This window comes from Bifidobacterium sp. 2450 (genome assembly GCF_041900695.1).
In the GTDB taxonomy this organism is placed as follows: Bacteria; Actinomycetota; Actinomycetes; order Actinomycetales; family Bifidobacteriaceae; genus Bifidobacterium; species Bifidobacterium longum.
The window spans coordinates 160,377-176,056 of record NZ_JBHEEA010000004.1 but is presented as its reverse complement, the minus strand read 5'-3'; the positions used below and the strand labels follow the sequence as shown (position 1 = coordinate 176,056).

Sequence of the window (15,680 nt, the reverse complement as noted above, 5' to 3'; positions counted from 1 at the left end):
TCCAACGGTTCCCGCTGCCAACACACACGGCCAACACCGCCAACAACAAAAAACGCCAACACCAGCGTTGGCACCGTTGGCACAACCTGTTGGCAACGAAAACCCTTGGAAACACTCATGTTGGCACGTTGGCACTGTTGGCACCGCACAAACACAAGAAGGCGAGCGCGAACCGAAGGAAAACAGGTAGGCGCTCGCCGGCATACACGATTCAAGGACGATTGAAATGAACTACCAGAAAATCAGAAAGCAACTGGAGGCCGGCGCGGAACGCCCGGTGTCCGATCGGCATCTGCTCAGCGTCATAGGCGTGGCGCTGCTCGACATAGGCGAATCGCTCGACCATATCGAGACCATGCTCGAACAGCTCGTGAAGGACGGTGCCCGATGACACGCAAGCAAGGGCCGCGTATCGGCATGAGCCCGTTCTACCGCGACTACCTCAAAGCCAAGGCCCGCAACAAGACCACACCCAAAACGACGGATACGGCACCATGCCGCACCATGCGGGACGACACCGGCAGCGAGGAAGGAACAAGGCAGTGAGAAGGACACCTGACTACGGGGCCGTGCGGCTCGCGGCAAGCATCGAAGCCCACCCCGACGTGAAGCAACAGCGTTCCGACGCACGCCGCTACGCCGTGGAACTCCTGCGCATCGTGGCCCGCACCCTGCAATCGGGCGAAATGCAGCACCTGCGCCTGAACGTGCCCGCAGACCCGATCACAGCAAGCGTCCTAGGAGCGAGCCTGTACCGCATCGCCTACGAGATCGAGGAACACGGACAACGCAACCGCAACCTTCGCCCCACACCGGACGGAGGCGACCATGCTAGGGAGAGACGGCGAACGAACGCCATGCTGCCGCGTGAACGCGACGGCGAGCGCCATGCATGACGGAACGCAGGCGCTCGCCGGCAGTTCCCGCACTCTCTCCCCGGCCCGCGAAATCTTTTAGAGGGGGGTCGTGCGCGCGCGGGGAACCCCGGAGGGGCGGTAGAATCCCAAAACCGGCCATCGACGGGGACACTACCCGCATGGCCGCTGTTCCTCTCCCTCCGAGGCGTGTACCCCATCGCGCGCGAGGGCTGGGCAAGCCGGTGAGCGCCGGTGGGTTTATTCTCCTGTCGTTCTCTGTGGGACTTGCGAATATCTAGTTAACTGGATACAATAGATAGGTAACTAGATAAAGGAGGTGAGAGCAGAGCAGATGACACTCAAGGAACTCAGGGAAGCCAAAGGGCTGACCCAAGCGCAGCTAGCCAAAGCCAGCGGCGTACCGCAGCCGGTTATCAGCGCCTATGAACGCGGCGCGAAGGACTGGCGGCACATGCCGCTGGAACGGGCCATAGCACTCGCGGACGCCCTCGACTGCCCTGATCTGAGAAACATGGCCGAATAAAGCAATGGCCCCGAGACGCTGGAACCGTCAGGGGGCCGACGCTCCACAGATAACACAAGAACCAAGCATTAGCCGGAAGCACCACCGATTCTACCGCGTGGCCCTTCCGGCAGGAAGGAACCACGATGAAACACGAACCAAGACCACTCGAATACCGGAACCGGGACTATCCCACAAGACCATTGACCGCGCTCGCCGGCGATGACGGCACGATCACCCTGATAATGGGATTGGGCATGGGAACGGACGTGCGCATAACCCTCGACCATAACGAGGCCCGGCTGCTGGGCATGTGGATTGACAAGGCGGTGGCATGATGGATAAAACCACAACGGCGCTGCCGAAGCCGAACACCAAGCGCAACACCGGCGAGCGCAAGCCCATCACCCTGCACTACGTCAGCCGGCGCGACCTGATCGACGGACGTACCACGTTCGCCATCTGCGGCGAGTACATGGACCATGTGGATATGGGGAAGACCGAACAAGGCAAGAGCGGCAGCTACGTCGTGTGCCCCATGTGCGATATGGAACACGACAGACTGATGCAAGACCCCAAGGGATGGGCGGAACACCACTATTACGGCGATAGCGGCGACCCCATGCGCGAGGCGATACGCGCCGTGAGCCTGACCGAGCTCGAACACGCGGACGTGACGATACCCGAAGCGGCGATGAAAGCCGGACTCGACCCCAAAGAACTGCGGGATCACATCATGGCCGGCGTCATAACCTTGAGCGAGATGGCGGAGCTCTCCGACGCGGTGGGAACCACCCCATTATTGTTCATCCGCAAAGTGGAGCTGTCTCAAGACAGGCGGGAAAACCTCAAGTCCAAGTAGCAGCGCGGCGGCATAAGGACTTGCCGGCCCGTCTACCACACGTCTTGGAAGGGTTCAGATTCCATGACGCGGGGCCGGCAACCATACCAGAAAACCCACCAGAGAACATCCATCAGCACGCACTGGCGAACAGGACGCAGCACACTGGCCCGACGCATCGCATGACAGCGAGCGCCGGGCCTTCCCATATTCGGAACGAGTAGGGGTCCATGCAGCACTCTCCGGCGAGACGAAAAGAGCACGTTTTGCGTGAAGTTCTTCTCATGGCGACAATTTGCCTAATCTGAAGGCGACGAACTCCGATTGACGAAAGGATGTGGGGCCATGCGTGAATACATGCGTAGGGAACAAAGGAAGGAATCATTTGCCTTCGATGGCGGCAGGTCGGCGGCGATGAAGATAACGGCTGTGCAGTGTGGAATCAAGCGTAGTGCCGCATCGAAAAAGGCAGCAAGCTCCCGCGCTGATTCATGGCGCTGACGCTGGGGCACCACCCCCTCCCCCACCGGCAAGGCTCCCCACAGAGCACAGCGCCGCTATCCCCCCGCTGATTATTAAGCGTAACGGTTAACGTTACTGAATGGTTGGAATCATTGCCGTTGTTGGGTTTCAGCCGTATAAGCGTAACGTTTTCCGTCACCGTTGCGTCGCCCGTTGACAAGGGTGTGATGACATCGATTCCACTGATCGAGCCGGCATACCGGTGTGGGGGAGTGGCCCCCAGCCGGCCCCGGTATGAGACCGCCGGTGAGGTGAAATTAAAGTGCGCAGGGTTCAAAACATTTATCCGGGGCGTACATGCGGTATTCGCGCGTGCTGATACATTGGATTGCGACGCCGTAACATGCGGTGTCCCCGTTGATATGACGGGCCGATCGGCGTGAGCCGATAAGAAAAGGCCCGACGTTTGCAGCATCGGGCCTTTGCGTTGATTACCGGCTTGCGCCTTTAATCAACAAGGTTGCAAGATGAATCATATCACGATGCACGGTAGTCTGACCGTGAATGGGCGCACCGTGATCGTCCATGTGGGCGATGGCGAGGCGAACGCCATGGTTGACGGCACGCACTTCAACGTGCGTAGCCTGTGGCAGCTCTACCAGTTGCTGAGACTGCTCGTGTAGCGGTCATTAGGCGCGGTGCCTCTCACCGGGTATCGCGCCGGCAACCTTACAATACGCCGGCGAGCGCCGGCATGACGGTATGGACTGCCGTAGGCGTAACGACGCGCCGAAAAGCGTAGTTAATCGTGAGTTAGGCGGTAAATAGAGCGGTAACCGGTTTTGTTAGATGCTTGAAACATCAATGATTGCAACGGTTCAGTGTCGTAAGATGTCGAATCCCTCTGACTCCGCCGATTAGGGTTCCGGGTGAAAGCTCGGAACCTTTTTTGTTTTCCGGAAACTCCGGGTTAAGTAACTCCTGAAATAACCGAGGACGGGCGGTCTCCGCTTGTGGTAAGCGGAGTCGGAGGTACGCCATTGTCCGTCCGCCTCCAAACCGCCATTTTATCGGGTGAACGAGTGCGGCACGTCGGGGAAAGTCCGAGCGACGAAAGAAAGATGTCCACCAAGTGAGGCTTTTGCGTGGTGTTCGTGAATGGTGATTGGAGATTAACCGGTTTATATCGTTTGTCCAATCGCTTGCTCATCGCCTCCCTCCTCCCTACCTCCCCGCAGTACTTGACCGAGATGGGCGGTACCCTAGAGAGAGAAGAAGAGTTCCGAAGGGCGGGCAAAGATGAGCCATATCGCTGGGCAGGGGCAACATCGCTCCAACTCGACACGAACCAACCGTGCGGCGCTGATTATCGTGTTCGTGATCGCGCTCGCCGTTGCGCTGGGCATCGGCGCATGGTTCGCAACCCATCGCACGGACGGCAATGGCCCCGCACACGCCGGAGTGTCGGACGTCGCGTTGAATAAAGCGAAGAACACGCCCAAACCGGTGACCGAACATCACGGCAATTCACCGGATTGCCCGGATACGGACTGCATCGCCATGCTGGTCAACGGCGATTTGTTGTTCCATGAGGGATTGTGGAGCCATTTCCAAGGCCCGAACCCCAACGCTACGGATGGCACCGCCTTCAACTTCGACCCGTTGTTCGCGCCGATGAAGCAGTACATTCAGGCTTCGGACATCGCCGTGTGCGAATTCGAAACCCCGATCGCCCAGCGCGGCGGCCCATATGCCGCGTACCCGATCTTCAACATTCCGCCGGAAGTGGCGGATGCCGCCCGCAACGTGGGATACAACGCCTGCACACACGCCACCAACCATTCCTGGGATCAGGGGGCGGATGGCATCGCCCGTCTGTGGGACACGCTTGAGGCCAATGGCATCGCCCAAACCGGCTCGTACAAAACCGAAGCCGACTCCACCAAACCGTTGGTCATCGATTCCCCGACCGGCGGCGGCAAGCTGGGTCTGGTCACCGGCACGGTCTCCCTCAACGGCATGACCGCCGACGAGGACTGGCAGGTGGATCGTCTGCGCGAAGACGGCGACCCAAATCACGACAGCGACATCCAGCGCGCGGTAGACAAGGCCAACAAGGCCCGCGAGCAAGGTGCCGATGTGGTGGCCATCGCCATGCACTCGGTGCAGGAATACCTTGATTACGCCGATTCCTGGCAGATTTCGGAAGCCCATGAGCTTGCCGACACTGGTGCCTTCGACGTTATTTACGGTGCCGGGTGCCATTGTGCGCAGCCCATCGAGAACTATAACGGCACGTGGATTATCTACGGTCTGGGCAACGCCGTCACCGAGTCGGCGAACACGCCGGAAACCTTGGTCAACAATCAGGGCGTGACCGCACGCATCCAGTTCGTCGGCAAGAAGGGCGTCAAGGGGTCGTGGCGCGTCAACCGCATCGACTGGGTGCCCACCGCCAACGTGCATCAAGGCAACTACCAATGGTGCCCGATATCCAGCGACCATCCCATAGGCACATGTTGGGACGAAGCCTACGACGCTCAGATACGCCAACGCATCTGGGATGTCATCTATTCGATGGGCGCGGACCAGAACGTCGTCAAGGAATGGAACATCACGCAGGAGCAGGCGGCAAAGCAATAGTTGCTCGGCTTGGTCTCAAGGAGGGGAAACCGCAAGGTGACGCTTTTCCCGCCGGCCTCCTAATGTGGAGCCCATGACCGAGATTTACGAAACCCAGAGCGGACGCACCGATCTGCCCCTCGTCGTGATGCCGTCCGTGCTCGACGCGATGATCGAGCCCATCAAGGCCCAGTTCCCCGCGCTCCACGACGTTGCCCGCGTGCGTATGTTCGAGGAATTCACGTCCGACGAGGTGACCATAGCCGAGCGTCTGAAGGATGCCGACGCCCTGCTGGTGGGCGGCTACCACGTTTCGGATGATCTGCTGCACGCCATCAGCGAGCAGGGGCACGTCAAGTGCATCGTGTTCTGCGGTACCGGCGTCGCCAGCTACATCAATCTCGATAAGGCGCGCGAGCTGAAGATCCGCGTCTGCAACGCCGAACATTATGGCGATCACGCCGTGGCCGAGCACACCTTCGCCCTCCTGTTCGAGCTCATCCGCCGCGTTGGCCAACTCGATAAGAATGTCAAGGCCGGCAACTGGGCGTGGGCGGGCGGCGATGGACTGCAACTCGCCGGCCGTCGCATGGGCATCATCGGACTGGGCGGCATCGGCGCCACCGTGGCCGGCATCGCCCGCGCCTTCGGCATGGAGGTCGCCGCATGGAATTCGCATGTGCCGCCCGAGCATTTCGAACGCTCCGGTGCCACTCCGGTCGACGATCTCAACAAGCTCATCGAAACCAGCGACGTCATCTCCGTCCATCTGCCGCTGAACAACGCCACGCGCGGCATTGTCACCGCCGAGAACCTTGCGCATGTGAAGCCCGGCACCCTGTTCATCAACACCGCCCGCTCCGAAGTCATCGAATCCGGTGCGCTGCTTGCCCGACTGCAAAAGGGCGATGTTCCCGCCGCACTCGACGTGTTCGACCACGAGCCGCTGACCGCCGACGACGCCATCTGCCATGTGTCCGGCATCGTCCTGACCCCGCACGTCGGCTGGCGTGCCGACGGCGCGTTCAAGGAGCTCACCCGCCAGATGATCGCCTGCCTGACCGCCTACTTCGCCGGCGAGGACTATAACGTCGTCGTCTCCGAACGCTGATAGCCCTGCCTAGCCTCGCGCTCAATCGAACACCCAGCCAGTCGACCACCGGAACACGCTCATGCAGACGATTCTCAACACGCCCGACGATCCCGCCCACGATTCGCTCGTCGAAAAAAAGTCCGAATTCATCGGCGACGCCGCCCATGTCGATACGCTCGACGAGGCGCTCGCGTTCGTGGCCGCGATCCGTGAGCAGCATCCGAAAGCCCGACACGTGGCGTATGCCGCCGTGTGCGGAGGCGCGGATGGGCGACTATCCGAACGCATGAGCGATGACGGCGAGCCGTCCGGTACCGCCGGCAAGCCGATTCTTGACGTACTCAAGCAGTCCGGCACCACCGATTGCGTGGTTGCCGTCACCAGATATTTCGGTGGTATTCTGCTGGGCTCCGGTGGGCTGGTCCGCGCGTACTCATCCGCCGCGTCATTGGCGATGAAAGCCGCCCGCGCCGCCCGCATCATGACCGCCAAGCGATACCGGGTTCGCCTCGAATACCCGCAGTTGGCCCGATTCCAGCAGATTCTGGCGCAGCTCGGTGGCAGTCAGGAGGATGAATCGTATGCGGTGAACGTCGAGTTGACCGCGGTGGTGCCGCAGGATGATTGCGCGCGATTCGAGGAGCGTGTGCGGGAAGCGTTCAATGCCGCGGTGGTGCCGGACCCGATTGACATGGTCAACATTCCGGTTCCGCTCGCGTGACGCCTGTATGACTAAGCTGGGCATCATGACCGACGAGAACACCACCAGCCAGCAGACCCAGCCCACCGAGGCCGCAACCGGGGCCGCGGCCGAGACTGCAACCGACACGGACGCCCAGCAGCAGGACCAAGGCGCGCAGTCCGCAGCCGAGTCCGCCGCTCCGGTGGATTTCGAACCGCTGACCGCTACATACGAGCGTCTGCGCCATTCCACCGACCCGGCCGAACTGTCCGAATTCGCCCGTCGGCCGTTGCCTGACCGTGCCGATCAAGCGGCGTTCTCCCGCGCCACCGCACTTTTGGAGGCTGTGGCCGGCAACCCGCACACCCCGGTGGCCGATCGCGTGTTCCTCGCCGACACCATGCCGTTCCCGAACGTATTGGTCAAACTCTCCGAAGACCCCGAACCGTCCGTGCGTCGAGCCGTGGCCGCCAACGGGGATGACAAGAATTGGCTGGTCGGCCGTCTGACCAAGGACCCGGTGCCTGCGGTCCGGGATACGGCGTTGAAAAACAAACGCACCAGCTGGAAGATGCGGCTTGAGGGTGCGCAGGACCCCACTGCGGATGCGGAGACATTGGATTTCTTGGGCGTACTTGGCACCGAATCCGAGGAAGGCGCGCCGGCGGTGCTTTCCTCGATGGTCCGCCGTGCCGTGGCGCTGAACCCCAATGCGTCCGAAGCGATGCTTGCCAAATTGGCCAACGACCCCTCGGCCGAGGTGCGGCACGCTGTGGAAAGCCGCCGCTAGGCACACTTTTGCTGTGTTTTGCCGTGCAGATTTGGCCGGCAATCACCCCCTATCCACCATTGTGAGCGCTCACATCTCACTATGTGAGGGTAAAAAGTACATAATTTGGCGGAATCATGACATTTTTCTTACGGTGTGGCGCAATCAAACGGCGTTAGACTAGGGCTATGAGTGAGATTACCGAGAGTGAAGAGCGTCTGGCCCGTCCGTTGATTCGACTGGCCAAGTTGGTCGGTGTCGGCACGAGTTATTTGGGCATGAGCCATGACTACCACGAGATAGACGATGACGTCCTGATCGAGGTGCTGGCAGCGCTGGGCATCGACGCCTCCAGCGAGAGCGCCCAACTCATCGCCATCCGACGCATTCTGAACGAGCGTTACGCCCGATTGGTGGCACCCACCGTGCTGCATATCGCCGGTAGTGAGGACCGGGTGCTGGTGAACACCGGTATTCTGGACGTGCCTTCGGCGAGCATCACGCTGGAGAATGGCGAGCCATATCAAGGCACCATTGAAGTTGGTCCTGGAGATGGATCCCAGGCCTACGACTTGGATGGTACGTTCATTTCGAATGCGGCTGTGGTCATTCCCGCCGATCTGCCGATTGGTTACCATACGCTGCATGTCAAGGTCGCCGACCGTGTGCAAGACGCCACTTTGATCAGTGCACCTGATCGCGTCGATCTGCTTGACCCGATGAAGGGCGGCAGTCTGTGGGGCTGGATGGCCCAGCTGTACTCGATTCGCTCATCCGACTCCTGGGGCGTGGGCGATTACGAGGATCTGAAGACCATGCTGGTGGATGCCAAGCAGAAGACCGGTGCCGACTTCGTGCTCATCAATCCGGTGCATGCCGCCGAGCCGGTGTCCCCGCTCACCCCGTCGCCGTATCTGCCGGTAAGCCGTCGCCTGATCAACTTCACGTACATCCGCCCCGAGGTGATCGCCGAATATGCCACGCTCAGCGAGGGCGACAAGAATGCTGTCGACGGACTGCATGCCGACACCGAACCGCTGAACGGTGATTCCCAGCTCATCGACCGTGACGCCATGTGGCGCAGCAAGATGCACGCCCTGTGGATTATCTTCAAGGCCGGCCGTACCGCCGAACGCCAAAGCGTATTCGACCAATTCAAGGCGGACTGCGGTTCCGACTTGGAGGCGTATGCCACGTGGTGCCTGTGCTACGACAAGTGGGGGGCGCCCAACGGCGAGGAGAGCAACTGGGAACGCAAGTTCAATCGCAACTCCCCGGAAATCGCCAATCTGCGCAAGCAGTACCCGGACACTTTGGACTTCTACCGCTGGCTGGAATGGATTGCCGCCGAGCAGCTGTCCTCCGCCCAACAGGCAGCCAAGGACGCCGGCATGCATATCGGCATCATGTCCGATATGGCCGTCGGCGTGCACCCCTCCGGCGCTGACGTGTGGTGGAATCCCGAGCGCTTCGCCAAGGGAGCCACGGTCGGCGCACCGCCGGACATGTTCAACCAGCAAGGCCAGAACTGGAGCCAGCCGCCGCTGAGCCCGATCAATCTGGAGGCCACCGGCTACGAGGCCTACCGCAATATGGTGCATGGCATGTTCGCCCGTGCCGGTGCGGTGCGCATCGACCACATCCTTGGCCTGTTCCGCCTGTGGTGGATTCCCGAGAACCGTTCGGCTATGGATGGCGCTTACGTGTACTACGACTCAGACATCATGCTGGGCGTTCTGGCCATCGAGGCCTCTCGCGCCGGCGGCGTGGTCGTAGGTGAGGACCTCGGCGTGGTGCCGGACCATGTGGCCGATTCCCTGTCGAGCCACGGTATTCTCGGTTGCGCCGTTGAATGGTTCGAGCAGTGCGATGGCGTGTTCCGTGCCCCCTCCCAGTGGCGTCCGTACGCATTGGCCTCCGTGGATACGCACGATTTGCCGCCGGCCGCCGGTTATCTGGAATACGAGCACGTCAAGATTCGTGAGCGTCTGGGTCTGCTGACCGGCCCGGCCGAGGAATTCGAAGCCTCCGCCAAGGCCGAGCAGGATGCGATGCTGGCCATGCTGGTCGAGCAGGGCTATCTTGATGCCGACTTCGCCGAACATCGTGAGGATCACGAGGCGGATATCGTCGACGCGCTGTACCGCGCACTGAAGGGTTCGCCGTGCAAGCTGCTCGCCGCCTCGATCACCGACGCGGTGGGGGAGAAGCGTGCGCAGAACCAGCCGGGTACCAACAACGAATACCCGAACTGGCGCATCCCGCTGGTCGACGCCAAGGGCAACGTGGTACCGCTCGAAACCCTCTTCGACACCCCCGGCGCCCAACGCTTCGCCCAAATCTTCAATTCCTGACCCGCTTTACCTCCCTCGTCAGAGGGAGGTGTCTCGGCGAAGCCGAGACGGAGGGAGAGACCCGCGAGGCGGGAAAAGGGAAGAGGCGACATAAAAAGCGGGAGTGTCCCCAGTTGCCCTATGTCAAGCCCGGCGATATACTAGTGGATTGTTGTGTTTCCCTAAGGGGTCCTTCAAAGCGCTATCCCACTCGCCATCGAGGACTTTCAGGGAGCCCACGGATAATGAGGTTCGACGCCTCTTGGATGCGGCCCTGACCAAGCCACGCCAAGCAGCTGAGACCCGGAACACAATATAGAAAAGGTAATCCAGTGAAAACTTTCACTCCGAAGCCAGCTGATCTGACTCATGACTGGTACGTCATCGACGCCACCGACGTGGTGCTCGGCCGTCTCGCCACCCAGGCTGCAATCCTGCTGCGCGGCAAGAACAAGCCGACCTACGCTCCGCACGCCGATTCCGGCAACCACGTGATCATCATCAATGCCGACAAGATTGCTCTGACTGGCAACAAGATGGGCAAGGAACTCTACTCGCACTCCGGCCGTCCTGGTGGTCTGCGTCGTGACTCCTACGCCGAGCTGCTCGAGAAGAACCCCGAGCGCATCATCAAGAACGCTGTCAAGGGCATGCTGCCGAAGAATCGTCTGGCCAAGGTGCAGCTCGACCGCCTGCGTATCTTCCGTGGCGCCGAGCACCCGCACACCCCGCAGAAGCCCCAGGTCTTCGAGATCGCCCAGGTCTCGCAGCAGGCCAAGTGAAACCTGAGAGGAGATAAGAATCATGGCTGAAAACACCAACGACTCCCAGGTTGTCGAGACCGAAGAGGAGCTCACCAACTACACCACCGAGACCAACGCTGGCGCTGGCACCGGCACCTCCGCGATTGAGCCGGGCTACGGCACCGGTCGCCGCAAGGAGGCTGTCGCCCGTGTCCGTCTGGTTCCGGGTGACGGCAAGTGGACCATCAACGGCCGCACTCTGGAGGAGTACTTCCCCTCCAAGCTGCTGCAGCGTGAGGTCAACTCCCCGATCGTTCTGCTCAAGCTCGAAGGCAAGTTCGACGCTATCGTCCTCGTTGACGGCGGCGGCACCACCGGCCAGGCCGGCGCCATCCGCCTCGGCGTTGCCCGCGCTCTGAACGCCATCGATCGTGATGCCAACCGCGCCGCCCTGAAGAAGGCTGGCTTCCTGACCCGCGACGCTCGCGTCGTGGAGCGCAAGAAGGCTGGTCTGCACAAGGCACGTCGCGCCCCGCAGTTCTCCAAGCGTTAATTTCGCTTGTCCTGTACCGAGCATACAAAGGCTCTCCGCGGAATTCCGCGGGGAGAGCCTTTGTGTTTGTGTCGCGCTGTCTTGAGTGTGACTCACACCTGCTTCATCAGCGTGATGCTCAGCGCCGGCATGGTCCAGACATTGTCGTCGACGGGAGTGTCCGGTGTATCATCCACAGGGGCATCGGGCATATCAGCTGATACCTCATCCCGAGGCGCGGACGAGGTACCGTTTGCGGCGTGATCTGTTACTGGCATCGCGAATTTGATGGTATCCGCTTCATTCTCAGTCGAGGATTCCGTACGCTGCATGGCCACTTCTTCGACCATCTTGAGTACTGTCTCGCTGGCGTCCGGTACATGCTGCGTCCAGATGGTGGTGTCACCGTTCAAATCGCATTCCTCGACCTGAGTGCCATGCCCGGCTCGGCGGCCGTTGATTTCGGCCGAGCACCATTTAGGCGTCCAGTGAGTGTCTGGCGGCAGACGGAATGTGCGGTCGTCAGCGGTGCCGTTGACCACAATGCACACGTCCACCTCACTGTTGGACAGCAATCGCATGGTGAAGCTACGTATGCCCAGATCGAACCAGTCACGCTCCATCGGCGTGGTGCCGTCGGGCAGGAACCACTGCACGCGGCTTGAGGGCTTGAGTAGGCCGAGCTGGGTCAGTCGGGTGAAGAAATCCTCGTGGTGATACAGGTCCAGTGATTTACGCAGCGCCACCAGTCGAGACACGGTTTCCAAGCGGCGCATTTCGCGTGTCTTGTTGGTGGAATACATCCAATCCCACTTCAGCCACGTGATGTCGTTGTCTTGGCAGTAGGCATTGTTGTTGCCGTCCTGCGTGTTGCGGAATTCGTCGCCGGCGAGCATCATCGGCGTACCCAGCGAGAGCAGCAGCATGCCGATCATGTTCATGGCCGCCTGTTCGCGTGCCGTGATGACGTCTGGATCATCGGTGACGCCTTCGACGCCGAAATTGGCGGAATGGTTCACCGACGATCCATCATTATTGTTTTCGTCGTTGGCTTCATTGTGCTTGGAGCGGTATCTGGTGAGGTCCGTCAGCGTGAAACCGTCGTGGCAGGACACGAAATTGATGGAGGCCGGAGCGCCACGCCCTGGTTCGGTGGCGAACAGATCGGCCGAGCCGCAGAGTCGCGTGGACATCTCCTGCAAACTGATACGCCCGAAATCGGAGCCGCCGTCCACATCCTCAAGCCAGAAGGTGCGAGCCGTGTCGCGGAAGCGGTCATTCCATTCGGCGAACGGCACGGAGAATTGGCCGGTGCGCCAGCCGAGGTTGCCCAGATCCCACGGCTCCATAATGAGCTTCAGGTTGCCGAGCAGCAGGTCGGAACGCAGGGCGTAGAGGAACGGGTGATGATGGGTGAATTCGCCTTCCAGGCGGGCCAGCGTGACGCCAAGGTCGAAGCGGAAACCGTCTATGCCGATACGCTTGGCCCAGTATCGTAATGAGTCGATGGCAAAGGTGACCACATGCGTGTTGGTGAAGTCCAGCGTATTGCCGCAACCGGTGGTGTCTTCGAGTCGACCGGTATTGGATTTTTGATGGCGATAGTAGGCCAGGTCGTCGAGGCCGCGCCAGCAGACCGTCGGGCCTTCGACGCCGCCTTCGCATGTGTGGTTGTAGACCACGTCCATGATGACTTCGAAGCCGGCCTCGTGCAGTGCGCGCACCATGTCTATGACTTCTTGGCGCACGGCGGCCGCGCCCTTCTCCTGGGCGGCTTTAGTGGCGTAGGAGGGTTCGGGGGCGAAGTAGCTGAGAGTGGAGTAGCCCCAGTAGTTCTTGCGGCCGTGTTCTTGCAAGAAGAGCTCGTCCTGCTTGGCCATAATCGGCAGCAGTTCGATGGATGTGATGCCTAGACCCTGCAGATAGGCGAGCGTGGTGGGGTGTGCGAGTCCGGCGTACGTGCCGCGCAATGATTCGGGCAGCCACGGTGCGTTGGCGGTGAAGCCTTTGACGTGCATCTCATAGATGACGGTTTTGCGCCACGGCACATGCGGGTGCTGCGGGTCGCCCTCATGCTTATGGGTATCGCGATCGTCGATGGCCACGGACACCGGCATATGGCCGAGCGAGTCTACGGTGCTCATGGCACCGTATGCCGAGCCGATTACCTTGCGGTCCACGACATCGCATTCATAGGAGAAGGCGGTGGGGGTGAGCTCCATGGAGCCGTCGATGCCCTTGCCATACGGGTCAAGCAGGAATTTGTATGGATTGAAGCGCACGCCGTGTTTCGGGTCCCATGCGCCGTCCACGCGGTAGCCATAACGCATGCCGTCCCATGCTTTGGGCAGGTGCACGTACCACAGGCCGTAGTTCGGCCCGGTCATGCGGAACAGGGTCTCGCGCAGATACAGATGTTCGATAATGCGCGTGCATACCGGGAACTCATGAATCTGCTGGATAAAGGAGATATTCGGGTCCTCGAACAGGCGGATGGCGTCTTGGAAGAAAGCGCTGGGCTCATCAATGGGCTCCAGTACGCATAGCCAAACCTGGTCGGCGGTTTCGGAACGAACAACGGCGTCAGCCCCACCGTCGTCAGTGAAGTACAGCCCTGGGCGAGTGGCGTAACGATGCAACGGTGGATTTCTCATAACTCCATTGTAGACGTGTTGTCACTTTTGGTGGAAGCCCTTGATTTTCTGCCGCGTTCCGCAGCACCACAGATATCGTCGAGATAATTCTCGGCGAACCGCAACGCGGCACCGATGATGTTCTGATCTTCGGCGCCGTAGCTTTTGCGCAGATTGAAATGGTCGGTGCCGAACGGGCTACGATTGATGACGCGCGCCTTCAGATCCTCGATGTCGCTGTCTTCAAGATGCTGGGCTGCTTCACCGCCGACAATCACGTCGCCCGCGATGATGGATCGCGCGTTGACGATGGCCTGCGCCACGTAATCCAGCCACTCATCCATGCGCTCGTGATGATGCCGTTCGCCCTGCTCAAGCACGCTGAAGAAGCCGGGAATGCTTTCGTAATCCTCGGGCAAGGTCTCCGGCGAGCAGTAGGTGTCCATGCAACCGCGCTGGCCGCAGTAGCATTCGCGGCCGCCCGGCACCAGCATCATGTGTTCGATGGTGCCGTTGCACTGGTTCGGGCCTTGATACAGCTTGCCCCCCGCGATCACCGCGCCGCCCGGGCGTCGCTCCAGATAGACGCACACCGCATCGGTGAGCGTGGAGTCGAACCAGAGTTCGGCCATGGCTGAGGCATCGGAATCGTGGATCATCATGCACGGGTAATGGACCGATTGGCTGATGGTTTCGAGCGTGAGCCCAGTGTTGCCCATAATGGTGCCGAAGGTGATGGTGGTGGCGTCGGGGGAGAGGATGCCTTGGATGGCGAACGAGACGCCGAGCACCTTGCCGTGCTTCTTTTCGACGTCGGCGGCGAAGTTGTTGATGATGCCGCCGATACGCTGGTAGTAAACGTTGGTGTTGCGGTAAGGCAGGGCATCGTTGCGTTTTTCGATGACGTTGCCGTACAGGTTAATCGCGCACAGGCGCAGTTCGTTGGACCGCATCACTACCCCGATGGCAGTGCGATGATCGGGATTGAACTCATAATTTTGCGCCTTGCGCCCGCCAGTGGAATCCTGCAGTTCGCCTTTGCGGATGAGTCCGTCATCTTCTAGGGCGCGCAGATTTTGGGTGATGGTGGGCAGGCTGAGGCCGAGTTCGCGTTCCAGTTCCTGCTTGGTGACATGGCTATGGCCATACAGATACTGGGTCATGGCACTGCGGTTGTGCGCTTTCACTGCGGTCGATGGCATTGCCCTCATATTTACCCCTTTGTGCGATGAGATATATGCAAGTATACTTTATGAAAGTGGCTTTCATGTGCCTCGACGCGAAGGTTATGAGGCAACAATCGTATATTTGTAGGCGATTTTGGGTACTTTTTTAAACCAATTTTCTAGAAATGTGGAGAAAATGATTGCTTTTGAAAACTTACTTTAAAAAAGTTCTCGGATCGTGTTGTTTGCAGGCATGTGATTTTCGGTAAAAGTGAACAAAAAGTATCAAATCGCCGAATAGAGTGAGGATTTGTTTGATATTTCGCACAACTCTTAACAAAAACTATTCAATATCGCACGTGAAACGCCGTCGATTTTGTGCGTATGCATCGCGCTAGACCGTTCAGTATATTGTGCCTCAGGT

The 15,680-nt window shown here is 60.0% G+C and carries 16 protein-coding genes; 14 read left to right on the top strand and 2 right to left on the bottom strand.

Annotated elements, in window-relative coordinates:
* Window positions 1-226: 226 nt before the first annotated feature.
* The 14 genes from ACEUKI_RS03140 (at window position 227) to rpsI (ending at window position 11,478) form a co-directional block, all read left to right on the top strand.
* Entirely contained in the window at window positions 227-391 is a 165-nt protein-coding gene (locus tag ACEUKI_RS03140; protein ID WP_156603995.1) for a hypothetical protein, read from the top strand.
* Entirely contained in the window at window positions 388-546 is a 159-nt protein-coding gene (locus tag ACEUKI_RS03135) for a hypothetical protein (protein ID WP_156603994.1), read from the top strand. Before ACEUKI_RS03140 ends, ACEUKI_RS03135 begins: the two co-directional genes overlap by 4 nt.
* A complete protein-coding gene (locus ACEUKI_RS03130) occupies window positions 543-896 on the top strand; it encodes a hypothetical protein (protein WP_144169741.1) in 354 nt (117 codons plus the stop codon). The genes ACEUKI_RS03135 and ACEUKI_RS03130 overlap by 4 nt, the downstream gene beginning before the upstream one ends.
* Window positions 897-1,194: 298 nt before the next feature.
* Window positions 1,195-1,401 (top strand): helix-turn-helix transcriptional regulator, encoded by a 207-nt coding sequence (locus ACEUKI_RS03125; RefSeq protein ID WP_318793165.1) that lies wholly within the window; start codon window positions 1,195-1,197, stop codon window positions 1,399-1,401.
* Window positions 1,402-1,526: 125 nt separating this feature from the next.
* Window positions 1,527-1,718 (top strand): hypothetical protein, encoded by a 192-nt coding sequence (locus ACEUKI_RS03120; protein ID WP_144169743.1) that lies wholly within the window; start codon window positions 1,527-1,529, stop codon window positions 1,716-1,718.
* On the top strand, window positions 1,715-2,242 hold the full coding sequence (locus ACEUKI_RS03115) for a hypothetical protein (RefSeq protein ID WP_144169744.1): 528 nt from the start codon (window positions 1,715-1,717) through the stop codon (window positions 2,240-2,242). Before ACEUKI_RS03120 ends, ACEUKI_RS03115 begins: the two co-directional genes overlap by 4 nt.
* A 968-nt stretch (window positions 2,243-3,210) precedes the next feature.
* A complete protein-coding gene (locus ACEUKI_RS03110; RefSeq protein WP_374156480.1) occupies window positions 3,211-3,366 on the top strand; it encodes a hypothetical protein in 156 nt (51 codons plus the stop codon).
* A 616-nt stretch (window positions 3,367-3,982) separates the two neighbouring features.
* The gene (locus tag ACEUKI_RS03105) at window positions 3,983-5,326 is read left to right on the top strand and encodes a CapA family protein (RefSeq protein WP_080785850.1); all 1,344 of its coding nucleotides are present in this window, start codon (window positions 3,983-3,985) and stop codon (window positions 5,324-5,326) included.
* Between the two features lie 73 nt (window positions 5,327-5,399).
* Window positions 5,400-6,416: a D-2-hydroxyacid dehydrogenase family protein gene (locus tag ACEUKI_RS03100; protein WP_115770015.1), complete on the top strand. Its 1,017-nt coding sequence runs from the start codon at window positions 5,400-5,402 to the stop codon at window positions 6,414-6,416.
* 61 nt (window positions 6,417-6,477) lie between these two features.
* Window positions 6,478-7,119 (top strand): YigZ family protein, encoded by a 642-nt coding sequence (locus ACEUKI_RS03095; RefSeq protein ID WP_014485321.1) that lies wholly within the window; start codon window positions 6,478-6,480, stop codon window positions 7,117-7,119.
* A gap of 7 nt (window positions 7,120-7,126) precedes the next feature.
* The gene (locus ACEUKI_RS03090; RefSeq protein WP_115770014.1) at window positions 7,127-7,870 is read left to right on the top strand and encodes an AbrB family transcriptional regulator; all 744 of its coding nucleotides are present in this window, start codon (window positions 7,127-7,129) and stop codon (window positions 7,868-7,870) included.
* A gap of 167 nt (window positions 7,871-8,037) precedes the next feature.
* The gene (gene malQ, locus ACEUKI_RS03085; protein ID WP_374156479.1) at window positions 8,038-10,203 is read left to right on the top strand and encodes a 4-alpha-glucanotransferase; all 2,166 of its coding nucleotides are present in this window, start codon (window positions 8,038-8,040) and stop codon (window positions 10,201-10,203) included.
* A gap of 311 nt (window positions 10,204-10,514) precedes the next feature.
* A complete protein-coding gene (rplM, locus tag ACEUKI_RS03080) occupies window positions 10,515-10,964 on the top strand; it encodes a 50S ribosomal protein L13 (RefSeq protein WP_007053026.1) in 450 nt (149 codons plus the stop codon).
* A 22-nt stretch (window positions 10,965-10,986) separates the two neighbouring features.
* On the top strand, window positions 10,987-11,478 hold the full coding sequence (gene rpsI / locus ACEUKI_RS03075) for a 30S ribosomal protein S9 (RefSeq protein WP_003829868.1): 492 nt from the start codon (window positions 10,987-10,989) through the stop codon (window positions 11,476-11,478).
* A 92-nt stretch (window positions 11,479-11,570) separates the two neighbouring features.
* Here rpsI and glgX read toward each other — a convergent pair whose 3' ends face one another.
* A complete protein-coding gene (glgX, locus tag ACEUKI_RS03070; RefSeq protein ID WP_374156478.1) occupies window positions 11,571-14,111 on the bottom strand; it encodes a glycogen debranching protein GlgX in 2,541 nt (846 codons plus the stop codon).
* A complete protein-coding gene (locus ACEUKI_RS03065; protein ID WP_374156477.1) occupies window positions 14,108-15,301 on the bottom strand; it encodes an ROK family transcriptional regulator in 1,194 nt (397 codons plus the stop codon). The genes glgX and ACEUKI_RS03065 overlap by 4 nt, the downstream gene beginning before the upstream one ends.
* Window positions 15,302-15,680: the final 379 nt, after the last annotated feature.